The organism is Bacillus sp. FSL K6-2841 (assembly GCF_037976435.1).
Classification (GTDB): domain Bacteria; phylum Bacillota; class Bacilli; order Bacillales; family Bacillaceae; genus Bacillus; species Bacillus pumilus.
Genome location: NZ_CP150266.1, coordinates 2523940 through 2542781 on the forward strand (window position 1 = coordinate 2523940; position 18842 = coordinate 2542781).

Sequence of the window (18842 nt, forward strand, 5' to 3'; positions counted from 1 at the left end):
TGATCTTTCATATGACTTACTTGTCTAGTTGTGCTTTTGCAGCATCAGCAAGCTGATTGAATGCACTTAGGTCATTCACAGCAAGGTCAGCAAGCATTTTGCGGTTTACTTCGATACCAGAAAGCTTTAGGCCATGCATTAAACGGCTGTAAGAAAGACCGTTCATACGAGCTGCAGCATTGATACGAGTGATCCATAGTTTACGGAAGTCACGTTTTTTCTGACGACGGTCACGGAAAGCGTAGTTTCCAGATTTCATCACCTGTTGGTTTGCTACTTTATATAATCTATGTTTTGAACCGAAATAACCTTTTGCTAATTTAAGAACCTTTTTACGACGCTGACGCGACACAGTTCCGCCTTTTACTCTTGGCATTGTAATTCCCTCCTATGATTCCTATTCCAGATTACTTGATGTTTGCAAGTTGTTGTTTAATACGTTTGAAATCTCCAGCACTTACGATTGCGCTCTTACGCAATTTACGCTTTTGCTTTGTAGATTTGTTAGCGAACAAGTGACTTGTGTACGCATGAGAACGTTTAAGTTTACCAGAACCTGTTTTTTTGAAACGTTTAGCAGATCCGCGGTGAGTTTTCATTTTTGGCATTGGATGTTTCCTCCCTCTGTTACTTTACTTTTCGACTTTTGGTGCAAGCATGAGGAACATGCTACGTCCGTCCATCTTAGGTTTTGTTTCTACTGTTGCTACTTCAGCGCAAGCTTCAGAGAAACGGTCTAACACGCGCTGTCCGATTTCTTTATGCGTAATCGCACGGCCTTTAAAGCGGATAGAAGCTTTCACTTTATCGCCCTTTTCAAGGAATTTGATTGCATTGCGGAGCTTCGTGTTAAAATCATGTTCATCGATTGTCGGGCTCAACCGAACTTCTTTTAAGCTAATGATTTTTTGATTCTTACGTGCCTCTTTATCCTTCTTCTGCTGTTCGAATCGGAACTTACCGTAGTCCATGATTCGGCAAACAGGTGGTTTTGCATTTGCAGCAACTAACACAAGGTCAAGATTGGCTTTCGTAGCAATTTCCAGAGCTTCCTGGCGGGTTTTAATCCCCAGCTGATCGCCATTTTGTCCGATCAAACGAACTTCACGCGCACGAATACCTTCATTAACTAATTGATCTTTGCTAATAGTGAGCCACCTCCATGAGATTTTGAATTGAGTTCACAATTCATTTTGACCATTTCGTTGTATGTTTTACAGGCAAACAAAAAGTGTGGGCATATAAAACACCCACACTGCGAACATTTGCATGAAAAAATAAATGTACGGTCAACCTGTCAACTACAAACACGTGTCAATCAGGTGAGAAGCGGGTGCTTCTGCTTGTGATATCTATTCAATTCGTTAATTATTCTACACAATTTTCATTCGTCCGTCAAGTAACCGAACTCTTGAAACAACTTTTTCATCTTAGCATGATTAAACGAATAGGGCAAGGCTTTTTCAAAACAATGACGCCATCAAAGAATGAATTGCATAAAGATTGGGATGACAATGACGGTCACAACTCCTACGACCACAACGGCGATACTTGCCATGGCCGCCTCCACTTCACCCATCTCAATCCCAACAGAGACGCCAAGTGCATGTCCTGATGTACCGAGTGCAAGCCCTTTTGCCACTGGATTTTTAATTCGAAACCATTTTAAGAAGAAAGCACCTAGTGCATACACGATGACTGCATTAAATATGACCGCAAAGGCTGTGATATCTGCAATTCCGCCAATATCCTTTGCAATCGGAAGAGCAATCGCAGTCGTCGCTGCCTGCGGGAGCATACTTTTCATTACCGCTGCATCAAGATGAATTCCTTTTGCTACGACATACACAATTGTAATGGAACAAAGTGATCCTACAAAAATAGCGGATAAAATCTGCCACCAATATTTTTTTAGCAATGCACGCTGCTTATAAAGCGGGATAGCGAAAGCAATGGTCGCGGGCTCTAAGAAAAACTTAATAATCTTGCCGCCCTCATTATAATCTGCATAGGAAAAACCGCCAATTTTTAAAAATAAAATACCTAACACCATGGCCACAAAAAGTGGTGTAAATAAGAAGAAGCCTTTTGATTTTTTAAATAAGAATGTACCGATTCCAAAGGCGACTAATGAGACGACTATACCAAAATAAGGACTCATCGTACTTGTACCCATCCTGCATCTCTCCTTTAATGCGTACTTGAAGCTGGTTTATTAGAATGAGAAGGAGTCGATTTGCTCTCCTTTGTCTCTTTACGTTTCTGTGGTTTTTCTGATAATTGCAAGAGAAGCTGCGAGAATAGCCCTGTCGCTGCAAGTAACATAATCGTTGCAATGATGATGACACCAACGACTTGCACACCTACTTCTTGCATGACACCTAGTGATTGAATAACCGAGATACCAGAGGGAACAAATAGAAAGCTAATGAGCCCTGTCAATGATGTACCTAATTGCTCCACTTGCTCCAGTTTGACGATTTTCGTTGTCAGCAAAACAAATAATAGAACTAGACCAATCACAGATGCAGGCATCGGAATTGGTAAATACATTGAAATGAGATTAGAAACGAACATTACGGTTGCAAAGATAAATGCTTGAGATAGAAATCCATATACTTTAGTGGCACTCATGCCCCTTCACCTCTTTCTTCGACTGCCCTCAGTATAAGGCATGAAATAAATGAATGAAGCGTTTACAATCAAACTCGCCAGATTCAATGAATGAAATGCAGAAAACGAGTATTGAAATACAAATAAAAAAAGCCGTCCTATTCTAGCAGGAGCGACTTCTTTAGTTCCTTGGCGTAAGTACGGCTGACTGGAATAATCGACCCGTCTGTCATATGCAGATTATACGTCGAATTAAACCACGGCTGTACTTCTTTCATATGAGAGGTGTTCACGATATAGCTTCGATGAACCCTCATAAAGTAAGCCTCAGGGAGTTTCTTTTCAATGACCACAAGCGGTTCTGTGACCTCGTACATGTGATCCTTTGTTTTCACAACCTTTTTCCCCTCACTAAGCCCTACATACATGATCTCTTCTACTTGCAGAATGACAATTGAATCATCGACTGAGATGGCTAATTTTTGCTGATGGGGAATTTTCTCATCTGACAGCTGATGGTCTTGCGTCTCAACAGACTTCCACTTTTTAAACTTTTGGATCGTCTGCAATAGCCGTTCTTCATCAAATGGTTTTGTTAAATAATCAAGCGCACTGACCTCAAACGCCTTTAGCGCATATTGATCAAAGGCTGTGGCAAAAACAATCGCTGGCGGATCTGACATCCGGTTGAGTCTTTTGGCAATATCAAATCCATTTTCACCTGATAAATCAATGTCTAAAAAGAGCAGGTCCGGCTTATGATCCACCATCCGGTCAAAAGCAGATTCTATATTTTCTGCTTCCTCTATTTGAACATCCTCTTTCGTTCTGCGTAATAAGTATTTTAATTCGTCTCTTGCTAACACTTCATCATCTACGATTAATACGTTTATCAACGAAAATCATCCTTTTTTACATAGTCCATTGGAATGCGGAATGAGATGTCAGTGCCTTGGCCGCTATGAATAGATAGAGCGGCTTGTCTGCCAAAAATCCCTCTTAACCGCTGATCTAAATTGAAAAGAGCGGTACCTGTTCCTTCTTTGGATTCAACAGGTGCTTTTAATAGCTGAGCCATCTTGTCATTCTCGATTCCTTGTCCATTATCCGTCACTTTCATATTGACATGCCCATCTTTCATCACAGCGGATACGATGACTTCACAGCTCGTTTGATGTTTAGGAAAAGCGTGTCTCACTGCATTTTCAACAAGTACCTGAAGCACAAATGGCGGAATCATCACCTGCTCAAGCTCCTTTTCAATTTGAAAGGTCACGTGGTATTTATTTGGAAACCTTGCTTGTTCAAGTGACAAATATGCTTCTACATGCTGCATTTCTTTATGAAGTGGAATAAGCAGCTGGCGGGCGCCTTGCAAATTGGATCGAAAATAAATACTCAGCTGCAGCAGCAGTTTCCTAGCCATCTCTACATTCGTTCTGCACAAGACAGAGATGGTATTAATGGCATTAAATAAAAAGTGCGGATTCACTTGCGCTTGAAGCGCTTTGATCTCTGCATCTTTTAGCAGGCGGCTTTGGGTTTCTGCCTCTCCAAGCTCAAGCTGTGTGGAAAACAGCATCGCCAAGCCTTCTGCAAGCTCCTCCTCTACCCTGCTTAATCCGACCGGAGAATTAAAATACATTTTTAACGTTCCGATCGTTTGACCATTAGAGGTGAGGGGCAGCACAATCGCCGCTTGGAGCGGGCAATGGGTGACTGAACAATTGATTTCGTCTTTCGAATGCGCCTTCATAATTTTGCCGCTCATCAATACTTGTTTCGACAGTCCTGTAATCAGGCTTTTCGATGGAATATGATGATCCGTCCCATCTCCAACATGCGCTAAAATCTTTTCTGTATCGGTTAAGGAGACCGCATCTGTTTCTGTTAATCGATGAATGATCTCCGCCACACTTTTACATGACTGTTCATTTAACCCTTGACGGAAGAAAGGCAGCGTTTGATCGGCGATTGAAAATACACGGTGTGTCTGCATCGCCTTTGCCTGCTCTTCTTGCCGAATGACTGACTGTAAAATCGATAAAAAGATAAAGCTGCCAATTCCATTCACAAAAATCATCGGCAAAGCAATGATACTTACAAGCCCCCAAGCATCAGCAAATGGCTTTGCAAATAGAAGGATAATGATCATCTGCAAGGATTCCATTGCCACACCAAAAAGTGCGGCTTGGCGAGGTGTCACCATTCGATTCTTCCGCTTAAACCTGCTGCCGACATAGCCTGCAATCACACCGGCTAAAATCGAAGAAATCGCACAGCTGAGTGCCGTGCTTCCTCCTAATGAATAGCGATGAATCCCAGCTAAAAGCCCTGCGCCAATGCCAACAAATGGCCCTCCTATTAATCCGCCCATTTCGATCCCCATAATTCTCGTATTGGCAATCGAACTTGATGAGCCGAGATGATAGGAAAACTCATGATTCATGACCATCTGCTGTTGGATTTCAATTCCTGTGTAATTGCTGATAATACTAAAAGAAGCAAAAATAAAGACAAGGACTGCCTTTTTTCGAAACCCTTCATTATGAAGTAATAGATTGCGAAAACCCTTCACATGGGCAAGCACAAACCCTAAAATAACGATGATCCCAACACGCTCGATCATCATAATAATTAAATGAAGCAAACCTGCCACCTCAATTGATGTATGTATTATTTACTGTCTTTCTATTTTATCATGTGCGGTCAATGTTCAAATATCTCTCAAATCTTTTCTTTATTGCTCTCATCTTCTATTGTAAAATGAACTTGAGCCGTCACTTGCAATTGAAGGTAACACATACATAACAAGGGAGAAGATCATGAAAGCCGTATTTTTCGATTTAGATGATACTTTGCTTTGGGATGAAAAAAGCATTCACACCACTTTTCAGGAAACATGCCGCGAAGCGGAAAAGAAATATGGACTGAATCCAGAAACATTTGAACAGATTGTTCGTGAAGAAGCAAGAAAGCTGTATTCGTCCTATGAAACATATGATTATACTGTCATGATCGGAATTAATCCTTTCGAAGGACTGTGGTCCAATTTTAGTGAACCGATTAGCGAAGGCTTTCAAAAATTGAATGCCCTTGCTCCAGAGTACCGCAAGAACGCTTGGACCAATGGCTTAAAAGAAGCAGGAATTGACGATGAGGCATTTGGACAATATTTGGCTGATTTCTTTGCAGCCGAGCGGAGAAAACGCCCCTTTGTCTATGAAGAAACGTACCCTGTTTTAGACCGCCTGAAAGGCAGCTATGAATTGCTCCTTTTAACAAACGGAGATCCTAGTCTTCAAAAAGAAAAACTGGCCGGTGTTCCTGAGCTTGCACCTTATTTTAATGAAATTGTGATTTCAGGAGATTACGGAAAAGGCAAACCTGACCCTGGCATCTTTGAGCACTGCCTTCAGCTGTTAAATCTAACAAAAGACGATGTGATCATGGTTGGAGACAATCCAAAAACAGATATTCTTGGGGCATCTCGCGCTGGTATTCAAACCATTTGGATCAATCGACATGGTAAAAAGAATGAAACAGATGTAACGCCAGATTATGAAATCAAAGACTTACATGAATTGTTTGATATATTAAAATAGAACAAATGAAAAAACACCCTTCTCCTGACGAGATTGGGTGTTTTTTGTGGGCTCAAACTACACAATTCCTGCTAGACTTTGCGCTTGCTTGTCTAAACTGCGGGCTGCTTCTCCTATATTGATAAATTCCTCGTTTGCCTGCTTCACAAGATCACGATTTGTAAACACCGTTGTTTTGGCCCGGCTCGTTCCGCTGCTGACCTTCTCTACTTCCGCATGAATCGCCTTTACATATTGATCTACTTTGACGATCGCTTCTTTTGAATTAGTTGCAAGCTTTCGAATTTCTGCCGCCACTACACTAAAGCCATTTCCATAGGAACCTGCGTGGGCTGCTTCGATCGCCGCATTTAATGCAAGGAGCTGGGTTTGTGAAGAAATGCTGTTAATCGTTGTAGCGATGGAGCTGATGGACTCTACCTGCTCTGTTAATCCTTTTAGTAAGCTCATATTTTGATCTGTTTCGTTTGCTATATGATCAAAGGAGACATTGACTTTTTGACTATGCTGGATGCCCACTTCTGCTCGCTCCATTAATTTTGCAGACATCTCCTTTAAATCGTCTACGACCTGTTTCATCGTGTTTTCTCTCTCTGTTATGTCTGTTGCGACTTTCACAACACCCACTATGTTTCCCTCTTCATTACGGACAGGTGTATAGGTTGCTTCAAGCCATAAGCTGTCACCATTCTTCGTCATCCGCTGCACCTTTTCCTGAAAGACTTGCCCCTCTTTCAAACGCTTCCAAAACATTTGATAGCTTGCGTGCTCTGCAATATGACGAGGACAAAACTGTCTATGTTTTAAACCAATCATCTCTTGCTTTGAATATCCCATGGCTTTTGCAAAAATATCATTGACCCATAGGACTTCTCCTGTCACATCAAATTCAATCATCGCCAGTGAGTGTTCCAATGCACGAAGTACTGCTGATCGCTCCAATACTTGTGATGATAAAGTGTTTGTTGTTTGCATCATCGCTTTCATTCCCCCAATCTAACTCGAACCAATAGTACATACTTACCCATACTTTCGTACTATCTAAACGTATCATTCAAGGGACTGGATCACCAGTGGAGGATTTTTCCCAAGAAAAAGCCAGTGATCTAAAGAGAAAGATCACTGACTGCTTCGTTTGAAAAAGATTATTTTTTCGCTTCTGCCACTGCATGTTTCACAAAGGCTTCAAGATCCATCGTTTCTGAATCTTGCTCTCCGTATTTTCTAACATTGACAGCGCCATTTTCTGCTTCTTGATCTCCGACGACGAGCATGTACGGGATCTTTTGCATTTGCGATTCTCTAATTTTGTATCCGATTTTTTCATCACGGCTGTCAAGCTCTACACGAAGACCTTCAAGCTGCAAACGTTCTTGTACTTTTTTCGCATAGTCTAAATGGACAGACGGTGAAACCGGGATGACTTGGAATTGTACAGGTGCCAGCCAAGTTGGAAGGGCTCCTTTGTATTCTTCAATTAAGAAGGCTACAAAACGCTCCATTGTAGAAACAACACCTCTATGAATCACGACTGGACGATGGTGCTTGCCATCTTCTCCGATATATGTGAGATCAAAGCGCTCTGGAAGTAAGAAATCAAGCTGTACAGTAGACAATGTCTCTTCTTTTCCAAGAGCTGTCTTCACTTGAACGTCAAGCTTCGGACCATAAAATGCCGCTTCGCCTTCTGCCTCATAATAGTCATGACCAAGCTCGTCCATTGCATCCTTTAGCATCGATTGCGCTTTATTCCACATGGCATCATCGTCGAAATACTTCTCAGTATCTTCTGGATCACGGTAAGATAAGCGGAATGTGTAGTCATTCAAGCCAAAGTCTTGATACACTTCTTCAATTAGGCGAACTGTACGAATGAATTCGTCTTTGATTTGATCTGGACGAACAAAAATATGTGCATCGTTTAATGTCATACCTCGAACACGTTGAAGGCCGGATAAAGCACCTGACATTTCATAACGGTGCATTGTACCAAGCTCTGCAATACGAATTGGCAATTCGCGATAGCTATGCGGCTCGTTTTTGTAAATCATCATATGGTGCGGACAGTTCATCGGACGAAGAACAAGATCTTCGTTGTCCATTTCCATCACAGGGAACATGTCTTCTTGATAATGCGCCCAGTGCCCTGAAGTTTTATACAATTCAACATTTGCAAGAACTGGTGTATACACATGCTCATAACCAAGGCGTACTTCTTTATCAACAATGTAACGCTCAATAACGCGGCGGATCGTTGCGCCTTTTGGCAGCCAAAGCGGTAGACCTTGACCTACCTTTTGAGAGTTCGCAAACAGTTTCAACTCTTTTCCTAGTTTACGATGATCTCGTTCTTTCGCTTCTTCAAGCAGACGTAAATGCTCATTTAGATCATCTTTGCTGAAGAAAGCTGTACCGTAAATACGCTGAAGCATTTGATTGTTGCTGTCACCTCTCCAGTATGCACCTGCAAGGCTTAACAGCTTAAACTCTTTGATTTTTCCTGTTGATGGCAAGTGAATGCCGCGGCAGAGGTCAAAGAATTCACCCTGCTCATAAATCGTAACAGCTTCACCTTCTGGAATCGCCTCTAACAGCTCAAGCTTTAATTGATCACCAATCGCTTCAAAGCGTTTTTTCGCTTCTTCTCTTGATACTTCAATTCGCTCGATTGGCAGATTGCTGTTAATGATTTTTTTCATTTCTTTTTCAATCTTTGGTAAATCTTCCGGTGTGATGGCAACATCGATGTCCACATCGTAGTAGAAGCCATTTTCAATCACAGGACCTACGCCAAACTGAACGTGATGCTCTTTTCCATACAGGCGTTTGATTGCCTGTGCTAGCAAATGAGCTGTGCTGTGGCGCATAATGTCGAGCGCTTCATCACTTTTATCTGTAATGATCTCAATTGTTCCACTTTCTAATAGCGGCGTACGCAGATCTATTTCTTTGCCGTTCAATTTACCGGCAAGCGCTTTTTTCTTTAGGCCTGGGCTAATTGATGCCGCGATGTCTTCTGTTGTAGCTGTTTTGTCAAACTCCTTGACTGCTCCATCTGGAAATGTAAGTTGAATTTGTTCTGACATCTCTGGTCACTCCTTTTTTTGGCAATATAAAAACCCCGCCCCCTGGAAAGGGACGAGGTTGAATAAAACGGAATCGTGGTTCCACCCTTTTTCCCGTATTTGCAGCTTACTTTTTCATAAGCAAACACGGCTTGTGGTTCGATAACGGGAATTCCCGTCAGCCATTACTAAAACGTTCACAGCTGATGTTCAAAGGTGGTAAAGCAAATGGTCCTCTGCTAGGAAGCTTTCAGCCGCGGCTTCCCTCTCTTTAAGCGGGTGTTCATTTGTTCATGTCCTTATCAATACGGTCTCTGTATGAAGTTACACCGTATTATAAAACGTTTTTTCGTGAAAATCAAGAAAGCTTTTCACTTTTCTGTTCCAAATGGTCATGGACAAATTGAACATTGTGTTCTTGAAATGAATGAGCCGGGAATACCTCAACCCTTTCTTGAAAAATATTTTGAATGGTCTGTACCATCGAGTGACCTGTATCATTTGTAAACAGGTCAATCTTTTGGGGCGCTATGGATACGAGTGGTGCAATCAGCTGCGAATCAATATACATTGGATGCTCTCTTACAAACTGTCTGTCTATGTATTGTTTTTGATCACGCTCAGAAGCGTACCGAAATTCCCAAATCATCAGGCGATCCTGATGCACAACATGTACTTTTTCGAGCTTTGGTTCTTTTGCCATCACATAGTCTCGAAGCGATTGAATGAAGTTTTGATATTCTTGTTCCATTTTGTATTCTTCAATGGAGACTTCAACATAGTTCTTCAGCCTCCTGTCATACTCTGACAGTCTGAATGTCATAAATGAACCAATTGAAAAAATACCTTGCTGTAAAGAAATCGTCTCAAGCTCCTTTGTTAACAGGGCTTCTCTTGACGGTTCTTGATGAATGCCGGGAATATCATCTAAATCCCCATTCATGATGCTGTGGGCGATGGAAAGAATTTGGTGCTGCTCTTCAGGATCTTTAAATAAATACGTGTTTTCAAGAATGCTGCGCATGCGCTCATTTTCTTTGCATTCCAAAAAAAAGTGAACCAGTAATGGCCGCACAATAGGCTCAAGTCCTTCTTTTGATTCCTTCGCCTCTATGAGAAGCCGGTCTTTCCCTTGTTGAATTGACATGTGATGCCGACTGTCCAAGTGTTCAGCAAGATGTAAAAAAGCGGCGGTATCATATTCATCTTCAAAGATTATTTCAAGCATGTTTGTCCCCCCTAACGACATCTGTTACATATATATGGGGAGAACATAAAAAATAGACGCCTAAAATAAATCAGGCCTCTTTCTTTTTAAAATAAGTGGAACTGAGATAAAGATCAGATAAATCAAACAAACGATTGCTAAGGCGGCATAATTGCCGCTGACAAAGCTTGATCCAAGGACATTTAATGCCACTGTACCCGGTATTAACCCTAAAAAGGTAGCTGCCGTAAATGCACGATAATTCGCACGTGAAGCTGCTGCCGCATAGCTGACAAAGTCAAAATGGATTGGGGCAATACGCAATAACAAAATGTAAAGAAAGCCATGCTCCTGAATGCGGGATGTCACCGCTCTCAGCTTCCGGCTACTTGATTCTGTTTCCTTCTTTTTGGAGCGAAAGGTTGTGGCAAGCAGGAAGGAGCCTGTTGCCCCGGCGGTAGCACCGACGAGAGCATAAATCGTCCCAAGAACACTTCCAAAGGCCAAACCCGCTGCCAGCGAAAAGACCGTAAGTGGGACGAGAACAAACGGGCGAAAAAGAGATAAGAAAAGAAAAACAAAGGGGGCCAGCAATCCAAATTGAAGCACCCAATTCTTCACATCTTTCGGTGCCAGCTGAAGATGCTGTTTGTTCAGCCACCAAAGTAAAACAGCGAGACCTGCAATCACGAGAAAAAGCAGCCATTTTCTTTTGTTCATTTCATTTGCTCCTCCTTCACGTGATAGACGTTTTTATAAATGACGGCGGTTTTCTCCTTCGAGCAAGACTGCCTCTGCTAAATAGAGAATCCGTTCCATTAAACGAGCGGCTTTGACCTCTTCTTTTTCCCCGCGCTGTGAGTACGTAAAGTGATGCTTCAGTTCACTTGGTGAGAAATTAGAAGAGAAGAAAGTCGGCAGCTGCTCTGCCATACGGTATTGTAAAATCGTTCCGAGCAGTTCATCACGAACCCAGCTTGTCATCGACTCTGCCCCAATATCATCAAGCATTAGAATAGGGGTGGATTTGACCATGTTCAATTTTGATTCTAATGTATGATCGGCTAACGAATTTTTTAACTCTCTCACAAATTCAGGCACGTACACAAGGAGAGATGGATATTCCTTCTCCGCTAACTGCTGCGCAATGGCTGCCAGAATATACGTTTTTCCTACTCCAAACTTCCCGTGTAAATATAAGCCCTTCCCTTTGCCCGTCTCATCATAGCTTTGCAGAAATTGTCCTACTTTTTGAATGACTTCCTGTCTTCCCACAACGTTCAGATCAGCAAACGTTGCTTGAAGAACATTTTGCGGAATGTACATGCTTTTCATGAGCTCTTGCTGTTTTTTCTGTCTATCGAGCCGCAGCTTGACTGGACAAGGGGAATATTCAATATCAATACTCTGACCTTTGATCACAAGCTTCGGGTGATAACCGTCTAAAATCGCATTGACGTTCTCTTCATCTAAGCAATATGAACAGCCCTTCGACTGCTGCACATATTCAAAAAGCCGGTTCAAGCTGCGATTGATCATGTCTTCGTGTATGTCTTCTTGGTGCTCCTGTAAAAAGGCTTTTACGTTTTCATCAGATAACACACTCTCTTTAATCTGATTGTATCTCACACGAAAATCTACGCGCCCTTTTAGCTGTTCAAATGAACGACCGATCGGTTTCATCCTCATCTCACCTCATCTTAATGTGCATTGTACTTTTTCATATTTTTAAACTGATCTAACAGTTTTTCTTTTTCTCGTTCGAGGTCTTCTGTCGATAGGCTGTCTGTTTGTTCTTTTGCCGGCTGTTCTTTCGTTTCAGTTTCTTTCATCCAGTCAGGAAGCTTCTCTTCACGGACAACTTTCCCTGATCCGTACGTGCTGCGCTGCTTTTTCTGCTGCGCCCACTCTGTCATTTGCCTGTTCTCTTCTTTGGCAATTTTCATGGCAGCCGCTACGGTTTTAATTTTCTTTCTCACCCAATGAGCGGCAATTTTTTGCATATATGTTTTCGACAGCTTCATATCTGTTTTCAGTAATGTATAGTAGATCAAAACGTTCATGACACCTGGCTCCAGCTGCTGCTCAAGCATAATATCTTCGACAATTCTTAAGTCGGCATATGTTGGCTCAATGCCGTCAGCCATATCTTTTAGCAGCTCCCTAGGCGAAATATGATCAAGCTTTTCAATCAATTTTGCATCTGGCGTATCTAATACCGGCGCTTTTGAAGCATCTTGACGCAAGTGTCTCGGCTGTTTTTGATCAATGAGTTTTGGCTGCTCGCCTCTGTATTCAATTTGGTACCAGTCTCTTGCTGCTTTTCTCAGTTCTTCTGTTGAGATCATTTGATCAGAACCGCAGGCACCTGCTACAATATTTTGCATTTGAAGCGGGGTGATGCCGTATACAACCGCTAACTTCTTAATGGTTTCTTTCACCTGCTTAGTCAAAGCCTTTCTTGGAATCATCATATCAGACATGCCTGCTAACAATAGATCGAAATCAAAGGAATCGTCTGAGAGCGGAGCAGGCTGACTCGATCCAACGGTCACATATTCATAGCCTTGATCAAGTGATGACGCCTGATTGATTTCTTCTGTCATCCTGCGTTCACCTGGCTGCAATACGTGAAAGACTTCTTCAAACGACCGCGAGATGTTCCTTGCCTCTGCTGGAACACCAGGATAAGAGAAATAATCACGAAGCTGCATATATTTCGCTTTCTCTACACGATGGTACAGCAGGACATTCAGCATACCATCTTGGAAAAACTCATCTGGTCTTAGCGGCGGTACAAGCTCATATGTAAACAGTCTGCCTTCTTCCGTTTCCTGTTCATATGTGCGCAGTAAACCAATCGCTTCAAGCTTTAAACGTTCCTCAAAAATATCATTCAAATTCGTTTGCAGCATGACCATGAGCTGCCGATGAGGTGCGGGTTTCCCCCACATACGATTTTGTTCCAGCTCTCCCCACAGCGTCATATATAAGCTGAAAGCGGACATGCCTATAAGCGGCTGATATAAAAGAGTGATGAGCTGTCTATCGATGTCACCGAGCAATGAAGCGCTTTTGACGACATACGGATCGACGGCTAGCACTTCCTTCCAATGCTCTGTCATATGCTGATCCTCCCCATGAATTGCAATTGTTTCTATTGTACACCCTTTTTACGTTTTACGCTTTACGCAGGAAAAAGAGCGTGAAGAATCTTCAGCTCTTTTTTAGCGTTCTTTCTTTAATAAATCTTTTAATTCATCAATAAAGACATTGATATCTTTAAACTGCCGGTAAACGGAGGCAAACCTGACGTAAGACACTTCATCAATTTTTGCCAGCTCGTCCATCACCATTTCACCTACAAGCTCACTTTTCACTTCTGACATACCTTGATTACGCAGTTCTTTTTCGATATTAAAGCAGACATCCTCCAGCTGCTTTAAAGCAACTGGACGCTTTTCACACGCTTTAATGAGTCCTCTCAGCATCTTTTCGCGGCTGAACTCTTCACGAATTCCTTCTTTTTTCACCACAATCAGTGGTAATTCTTCTAATTTCTCAAACGTCGTAAAGCGATATTGGCAGCTTTCGCACTCTCTTCTACGACGGATGGATTTCCCTTCATCTACTGGTCTTGAATCAAGCACCCTTGTACCAAGGTGCTGACATGTGGGACATTTCATTTCATCAGCTCCGATCTATTCTTGGAAGTTGTTTGTCTAGTTCATCATAAAGGGAAAAAACCGTTTTCTCACTATAGCCAAAATCTGTTGGCAGTGCTGTTTCTGTTGTCACATTAAAATCGACAGCTGTTTCAAAAGGACGAATTGAAATGACAGTCGCTACGAGAAAGGCTTTTTTCGGCATTGTGATGTTGGCGCTGATTTCACCTCGTTCTGCTGAAACAGATGTCACTTGATAGGAAGCGTGCCCGGAAAGCATGGCTTCCAGCGCTTGAAAAACTTGCGCATTCGTCGATTTGTAGTAATGGCTTTTCAGTTCTGATAGTGGATGCTCGTCAGATGTTTCTGTATGGTTTGACATGAACCGTTTGAACTTTTGCCCTAAAGTCATATACGTATCCCCTTTGCCATAATACCTCTTCTTTATTTTATAAAAAAAACCTTTGTTTTCCTAGAACAAAAGTATAGGCAAGTTGGGGAATGTTGGATTTTCTCTATCAAACAAATATAAAAAGGAGCATAACACAAAGGCATTTCAATGCTTTTGGCCAGCTCCCATTGCGATCTTTTTTTATGTTTACAGTGCTTTGGCTTGTGCCTGTTTCACTTGTACAGGTCCCATGCCTCGAGGAATTTCAATGTTTTCTCTTGTTTCAGCGCCTAATTCATCTCCGATATGATCTGCTGCAATATTCGGATCTAGGTCGCCGCAAGTATAAACATCTATGCTCGCATAACCATGTTCAGGAAAGCTGTGAATTGTCAGATGAGATTCAGAAATAATGACAACTCCACTTACTCCTTGAGGTGCAAATTTGTGAAAAGCAACCTCTCTTACTTCAGCTCCTGATTTCAAAGCTGCATTTACAAACGTTTTTTCAATAAAATCCATGTCGTTCAGTTTATCACAGTCGCATCCCCATAACTCGGAGATAACGTGACGTCCGATTGTTTCCATCATGGACCCCCCTTAAACAAGAATGAAAGAGTGAAGTTCTAAGCAGCCGGACCGGACATATACCACGGGGGAAAGTTAGTCCAAAGAGGTCCTAACCCTTTAAGTATACCCGAATGAGTCTGCGAACAAGAAGTTCACGAAAAATAGTATACTTTGTTTAGACCCATTTTGCAAGCTGTGTTTTCAATGGGATTTTCTCTCATTTCTTGAAAAGGGACGTTCGTCTTCTTCATTTCAAACAGCAGAAAGCTCTTTCATCTGCGATCCGACAAACTTCACAAGATCCACCACTCTGCATGAATAACCCCATTCATTGTCATACCATGCAAGAACTTTTACTTTTCTATCCCCCATCACCATCGTTGTCAGTCCATCTACGACAGCTGAATAAGGGTTCGTATTAAAGTCTGTAGAAACAAGCGGCTCATCCGTGTAATCTAAAATACCGGATAGAGAAGTTTTTGATGCATTTGAGAAGGCTGCATTGACTTCTTCTGCTGTGACATCTTTTTTCAAGTCAACGACAAGATCAACCATCGATACGTTGGAGACTGGCACGCGCAGTGCAAGTCCATGCAATTTCCCTTTCATGTGCGGCAGCACTAAAGAAAGCGCTTTAGCGGCACCCGTCGTAGTTGGAATAATGGACTGGGCACATGCTCTTGCCCGGCGCAAATCCTTATGCGGGTTATCGATATTTTTTTGATCATTTGTATACGCATGAACCGTTGTCATTAAACCGTTGTCGATGCCGAATTCATCATCTAACAATTTGACAACTGGTGCTAAACAGTTTGTTGTACAAGATGCGTTTGAAATAACGACGTGCTTTTCAGGATCAAGATCATCCTCATTGACACCCATTACTATTGTAACGTCTTCATTTTTACCTGGAGCTGTAAGTACGACCTTTTTCGCTCCGGCATCTATATGGCCCATCGCTTGATCTTTTGAATTGAATTTTCCTGTTGCTTCTATGACGATATCAATCCCAAGCTCTCCCCACGGAAGCTGCTTTGGGTCTCTGTTATTGAGCAAAAGAACTCTTTTCCCATTTACAATCAGGGCGTCATCTTCTGCTGTCACATCGCATTCGTAACGTCCATGATTTGTGTCATATTTAATTAAATGTGCTAGCGTTTCGGCAGGATAGCTTGCGTTCACCGCTACAATTTGAATTTGATCATCAAGCATTGCTTTTCTGAAGACCATGCGTCCAATTCTGCCAAATCCATTGATCGCTGCTTTTACCTTCATGAACAGGTCACTCCTCTATTATGTGTTATACTCAATAAATTTATTTATGAAATTAGTATATCACATTAGAATGTAATTGCCAGTATATAAACGTATATTTTCTAAAAAGGGCTGTTCTTTTCAAAGGAAATCAGAATAAAGCATAAAAAAAGAAGAGTACGTGTATGTACTCTTACTTATCTGTATGTTCCCATTCATTTAATATGTTCTGTAATTGCTTTCTGATAAAAGCGAGATCTTGTGTATTTTCAATCACCCGGTCTGCTTTCTTACATTTTTCCTCAAGAGGGTGCTGAGAGTGAATCCGATTCAGTGCTTCTTCCGCACTAAGGTCGTTTCGATTCATGAGTCGTGATAGCTGTAATTCTGGTGTTGTATATACCACAATAATCCGATCGACAAGACTTTCCAGCTGACTCTCAAATAAAAGCGGGATATCCAGGACAACAAATGTTTCTTGGCTGTCGATTCCTTCATCACGCTGCCTGAGCATTTCCTTTCGCACTTCTGGATGAACGATTGCATTTAGCTGCTTTCTTTTCTCTTCATTAGAGAAGATAATGGCTCCCAGCTGCTGCCGGTCCAGCTCTCCATTTGGGAGGAGGACACCCTCACCAAAGGTTTGAACGATATGATGAAGGGCGGGTGTTCCTTTGGCGACCGCTTCTTTTGCAATCACATCTGCGTCCACAACCCGTATGCCATGCTCTTTTATCATCTGCGAGACTGTGCTTTTTCCGCTAGCAATCCCGCCTGTTAATCCAATGACAAGCGTCAATTGATTTCCTCCTTTTACAGCTTCCAAACCCCAATTAATATGAGCAGAAGCCCTGGTAAACATGCGAGTTTATCGATCCAGCGCCAATTTGCCAAGTAATGACCGGCTCGGAGCCCGATACATACAAAAAGTGAGCTCATCACTGCGACCGTGATACTCATGACAATGGGAGAAAAGCCTAGAATCGCTGCGCCAATCCCTGCGCCAAATGCATCAATGGATAAAGCAATTCCAAGAAGTAACGCTTCTATTCCATTAATCGTCCCAGATCGGTCAATATCTGCACTTGTCGGCTTTCTTAAAATGTGAATGACAAGCCCAAGCGATTGGACTTCCACATTAAGCAATGTCTTTTCATGAAGAAGCAAATCGCGCTCTTTCGCTGGTTTATAAAATTGATACAGGACCCAAAGACCAATGGCAATTAAAATGCCTCCCCCCAGTTTATCGGTCACTGAGACAGGGAGAAATGTCGTCAGCAGGCTGCCAATCAGCATAGAAATGAGCAGCACAATCCCTGAGCAGCATGCAATAATGACGATGGCTTTAAATGGGATTCTCATTTTGCGAAGACCATACGTAAAACCTACAGAAAAGCTGTCAATGCTGACTGCAATAGCTAAAAACAGGAGCGAAATCGAAATCATACCTGAACTCTTCCTTTCTGTTCATGCAACGATGATCAAGAGTCTCTAGGCGTTCTTAGACTCTTCTCCACTATATGAAGAGCAGGTGGGCTGTGTGTCAGTCTACACCTTGCTGAAAAATGAATGTTTTTTATCGTATGCATCGCAAAAAGGAAGCATGCCCATGGTTAAGCTTTATTGGGGACGTTTTTGGCAGGTCACACAAAAGTGCGTGCCGCGCCCTCCGACTACTGTTTTCTCAATAATGCTTCCGCATGTTTGGCAAGGCTCTCCCCGCCGGTCATACACAAGAAGCTGCAGCTGAAATGTGCCAATATCTCCTTGTGAGTTGATATAAGAACGAATCGTACTTCCGCCCGCATCTACCGCCACTTGAAGCGTATCGATGATCTGTTTGTGAAGCACTTTGCAGGATTCCAGGCTGAGCTGATTCGCTTTCGTTTCTGGATGAATCCCTGATTTAAACAGGACCTCATCTACGTAAATGTTACCAAGTCCTACGACAATCTTTTGATCAAGCAGCGCTGTTTTGACCACGCGGGTTGTTTTTTTCAATTGCTCCCATAAATACTCAGGAGTGAACTGTTTATCAAATGGTTCATATCCTAGCTGTGATAGCGGGAGTTCCTTTTCCTCTTCACCCGGCTGAAATAAGTGCATTGTGCCAAATTTACGCACATCATGGTACCGAAGCTCCGTCCCATCTGTAAACGTAAAGACAACGTGTACGTGTTTATCATAAGGCTCATGCGCTTCATGTACACGGTATTTCCCTTCCATTCTTAAATGGGAGACCATCACATAATGTTCTAAATGAAAGAGGAGGAACTTCCCTCTTCTTTCAATGGTTTGTATGGTTTCTCCTACCATTCTTCTTGCGAACTCTTCCGGCTCCCCAGGACGTTTGATGATGTTTGGCCATTTGATATCGACCGTTTCAATCGTCTTTCCTTCGACTAACCGCTTGAGAGTGCGCCGGACGGTTTCAACTTCTGGTAATTCCGGCATGCTCCTCGCTCCTTTTTC

The 18842-nt window shown here is 42.3% G+C and carries 21 protein-coding genes and 1 other annotated feature; of the genes, 1 reads left to right on the forward strand and 20 read right to left on the reverse strand.

All coding sequences use genetic code 11. From position 1 onward, the window contains the following. Nucleotides 1-16 precede the first annotated feature (16 nt). From rplT to MHH68_RS12880, 7 genes are all read right to left on the reverse strand, one after another. Nucleotides 17-376, reverse strand: a complete 360-nt coding sequence (rplT, locus tag MHH68_RS12850; RefSeq protein ID WP_003216409.1) for a 50S ribosomal protein L20 — start codon at nucleotides 374-376, stop codon at nucleotides 17-19. 31 nt (nucleotides 377-407) lie between these two features. Then, complete coding sequence (gene rpmI, locus MHH68_RS12855) at nucleotides 408-608, reverse strand: 50S ribosomal protein L35 (RefSeq protein ID WP_003216324.1); 201 nt, start codon at nucleotides 606-608, stop codon at nucleotides 408-410. Between the two features lie 24 nt (nucleotides 609-632). Continuing rightward, entirely contained in the window at nucleotides 633-1148 is a 516-nt protein-coding gene (gene infC, locus MHH68_RS12860; protein ID WP_034620611.1) for a translation initiation factor IF-3, read from the reverse strand. Between the two features lie 71 nt (nucleotides 1149-1219). Further along, nucleotides 1220-1351 (reverse strand) — a sequence feature (ribosomal protein L20 leader region). Between the two features lie 129 nt (nucleotides 1352-1480). Then, the gene (gene lrgB / locus MHH68_RS12865; RefSeq protein WP_170966027.1) at nucleotides 1481-2176 is read right to left on the reverse strand and encodes an antiholin-like protein LrgB; all 696 of its coding nucleotides are present in this window, start codon (nucleotides 2174-2176) and stop codon (nucleotides 1481-1483) included. 14 nt (nucleotides 2177-2190) lie between these two features. Next, on the reverse strand, nucleotides 2191-2634 hold the full coding sequence (gene lrgA / locus MHH68_RS12870) for an antiholin-like murein hydrolase modulator LrgA (protein ID WP_058015109.1): 444 nt from the start codon (nucleotides 2632-2634) through the stop codon (nucleotides 2191-2193). A 137-nt stretch (nucleotides 2635-2771) separates the two neighbouring features. Continuing rightward, the gene (locus MHH68_RS12875) at nucleotides 2772-3509 is read right to left on the reverse strand and encodes a LytTR family transcriptional regulator DNA-binding domain-containing protein (RefSeq protein ID WP_044139936.1); all 738 of its coding nucleotides are present in this window, start codon (nucleotides 3507-3509) and stop codon (nucleotides 2772-2774) included. Then, complete coding sequence (locus MHH68_RS12880) at nucleotides 3506-5263, reverse strand: sensor histidine kinase (RefSeq protein ID WP_058015108.1); 1758 nt, start codon at nucleotides 5261-5263, stop codon at nucleotides 3506-3508. The genes MHH68_RS12875 and MHH68_RS12880 overlap by 4 nt, the downstream gene beginning before the upstream one ends. Before the next feature lie 175 nt (nucleotides 5264-5438). On the opposite strand from MHH68_RS12880, the gene MHH68_RS12885 reads away from it, so the two are divergent. Then, nucleotides 5439-6218, forward strand: coding sequence for an HAD family hydrolase (locus tag MHH68_RS12885; RefSeq protein ID WP_339163421.1), 780 nt, complete (start codon nucleotides 5439-5441; stop codon nucleotides 6216-6218). Between the two features lie 57 nt (nucleotides 6219-6275). On the opposite strand, the gene MHH68_RS12890 is transcribed toward MHH68_RS12885, so the two are convergent. The 13 genes from MHH68_RS12890 to mutM form a co-directional block, all read right to left on the reverse strand. Beyond that, the gene (locus MHH68_RS12890) at nucleotides 6276-7196 is read right to left on the reverse strand and encodes a methyl-accepting chemotaxis protein (protein WP_339163424.1); all 921 of its coding nucleotides are present in this window, start codon (nucleotides 7194-7196) and stop codon (nucleotides 6276-6278) included. Nucleotides 7197-7363: 167 nt separating this feature from the next. Continuing rightward, on the reverse strand, nucleotides 7364-9304 hold the full coding sequence (gene thrS / locus MHH68_RS12895; RefSeq protein ID WP_058015105.1) for a threonine--tRNA ligase: 1941 nt from the start codon (nucleotides 9302-9304) through the stop codon (nucleotides 7364-7366). A gap of 337 nt (nucleotides 9305-9641) precedes the next feature. Then, on the reverse strand, nucleotides 9642-10511 hold the full coding sequence (gene ytxC / locus MHH68_RS12900) for a putative sporulation protein YtxC (protein WP_058015104.1): 870 nt from the start codon (nucleotides 10509-10511) through the stop codon (nucleotides 9642-9644). Between the two features lie 60 nt (nucleotides 10512-10571). Further along, entirely contained in the window at nucleotides 10572-11210 is a 639-nt protein-coding gene (locus tag MHH68_RS12905; protein ID WP_061409046.1) for a TVP38/TMEM64 family protein, read from the reverse strand. Between the two features lie 33 nt (nucleotides 11211-11243). Continuing rightward, on the reverse strand, nucleotides 11244-12173 hold the full coding sequence (dnaI, locus tag MHH68_RS12910; protein WP_061409050.1) for a primosomal protein DnaI: 930 nt from the start codon (nucleotides 12171-12173) through the stop codon (nucleotides 11244-11246). 17 nt (nucleotides 12174-12190) lie between these two features. Then, entirely contained in the window at nucleotides 12191-13615 is a 1425-nt protein-coding gene (locus MHH68_RS12915) for a replication initiation and membrane attachment family protein (protein ID WP_058015101.1), read from the reverse strand. Between the two features lie 102 nt (nucleotides 13616-13717). Then, entirely contained in the window at nucleotides 13718-14176 is a 459-nt protein-coding gene (gene nrdR, locus MHH68_RS12920) for a transcriptional regulator NrdR (protein ID WP_003216720.1), read from the reverse strand. A 4-nt stretch (nucleotides 14177-14180) separates the two neighbouring features. Beyond that, a complete protein-coding gene (locus tag MHH68_RS12925) occupies nucleotides 14181-14567 on the reverse strand; it encodes a hypothetical protein (protein WP_061409053.1) in 387 nt (128 codons plus the stop codon). 186 nt (nucleotides 14568-14753) lie between these two features. After that, the gene (gene speD / locus MHH68_RS12930) at nucleotides 14754-15134 is read right to left on the reverse strand and encodes an adenosylmethionine decarboxylase (RefSeq protein ID WP_003216492.1); all 381 of its coding nucleotides are present in this window, start codon (nucleotides 15132-15134) and stop codon (nucleotides 14754-14756) included. Between the two features lie 234 nt (nucleotides 15135-15368). After that, the gene (locus MHH68_RS12935) at nucleotides 15369-16391 is read right to left on the reverse strand and encodes a glyceraldehyde-3-phosphate dehydrogenase (RefSeq protein WP_061409055.1); all 1023 of its coding nucleotides are present in this window, start codon (nucleotides 16389-16391) and stop codon (nucleotides 15369-15371) included. 172 nt (nucleotides 16392-16563) lie between these two features. Then, on the reverse strand, nucleotides 16564-17169 hold the full coding sequence (gene coaE / locus MHH68_RS12940; protein WP_058015097.1) for a dephospho-CoA kinase: 606 nt from the start codon (nucleotides 17167-17169) through the stop codon (nucleotides 16564-16566). A gap of 14 nt (nucleotides 17170-17183) precedes the next feature. After that, nucleotides 17184-17816 (reverse strand): sporulation membrane protein YtaF, encoded by a 633-nt coding sequence (gene ytaF, locus MHH68_RS12945; RefSeq protein WP_058015096.1) that lies wholly within the window; start codon nucleotides 17814-17816, stop codon nucleotides 17184-17186. Between the two features lie 174 nt (nucleotides 17817-17990). Then, nucleotides 17991-18824, reverse strand: coding sequence for a DNA-formamidopyrimidine glycosylase (mutM, locus tag MHH68_RS12950; protein ID WP_268496752.1), 834 nt, complete (start codon nucleotides 18822-18824; stop codon nucleotides 17991-17993). Nucleotides 18825-18842: the final 18 nt, after the last annotated feature.

Excerpts from the sequence above, each read along its gene's own strand:
- rpmI (WP_003216324.1), bottom strand. The coding sequence starts at position 608 with ATGCCAAAAATGAAAACTCACCGCGGATCTGCTAAACGTTTCAAAAAA.
- lrgA (WP_058015109.1), bottom strand. The coding sequence starts at position 2,634 with ATGAGTGCCACTAAAGTATATGGATTTCTATCTCAAGCATTTATCTTT.
- dnaI (WP_061409050.1), bottom strand. The coding sequence starts at position 12,173 with ATGAAACCGATCGGTCGTTCATTTGAACAGCTAAAAGGGCGCGTAGAT.
- mutM (WP_268496752.1), bottom strand. The coding sequence starts at position 18,824 with ATGCCGGAATTACCAGAAGTTGAAACCGTCCGGCGCACTCTCAAGCGG.
- MHH68_RS12885 (WP_339163421.1), top strand. The coding sequence starts at position 5,439 with ATGAAAGCCGTATTTTTCGATTTAGATGATACTTTGCTTTGGGATGAA.
- MHH68_RS12905 (WP_061409046.1), bottom strand. The coding sequence starts at position 11,210 with ATGAACAAAAGAAAATGGCTGCTTTTTCTCGTGATTGCAGGTCTCGCT.
- MHH68_RS12925 (WP_061409053.1), bottom strand. The coding sequence starts at position 14,567 with ATGACTTTAGGGCAAAAGTTCAAACGGTTCATGTCAAACCATACAGAA.
- ytaF (WP_058015096.1), bottom strand. The coding sequence starts at position 17,816 with ATGATTTCGATTTCGCTCCTGTTTTTAGCTATTGCAGTCAGCATTGAC.
- lrgB (WP_170966027.1), bottom strand. The coding sequence starts at position 2,176 with ATGGGTACAAGTACGATGAGTCCTTATTTTGGTATAGTCGTCTCATTA.
- rplT (WP_003216409.1), bottom strand. The coding sequence starts at position 376 with ATGCCAAGAGTAAAAGGCGGAACTGTGTCGCGTCAGCGTCGTAAAAAG.
- MHH68_RS12935 (WP_061409055.1), bottom strand. The coding sequence starts at position 16,391 with ATGAAGGTAAAAGCAGCGATCAATGGATTTGGCAGAATTGGACGCATG.
- ytxC (WP_058015104.1), bottom strand. The coding sequence starts at position 10,511 with ATGCTTGAAATAATCTTTGAAGATGAATATGATACCGCCGCTTTTTTA.
- nrdR (WP_003216720.1), bottom strand. The coding sequence starts at position 14,176 with ATGAAATGTCCCACATGTCAGCACCTTGGTACAAGGGTGCTTGATTCA.
- MHH68_RS12890 (WP_339163424.1), bottom strand. The coding sequence starts at position 7,196 with ATGATGCAAACAACAAACACTTTATCATCACAAGTATTGGAGCGATCA.
- speD (WP_003216492.1), bottom strand. The coding sequence starts at position 15,134 with ATGGAAACAATCGGACGTCACGTTATCTCCGAGTTATGGGGATGCGAC.
- MHH68_RS12915 (WP_058015101.1), bottom strand. The coding sequence starts at position 13,615 with ATGACAGAGCATTGGAAGGAAGTGCTAGCCGTCGATCCGTATGTCGTC.
- thrS (WP_058015105.1), bottom strand. The coding sequence starts at position 9,304 with ATGTCAGAACAAATTCAACTTACATTTCCAGATGGAGCAGTCAAGGAG.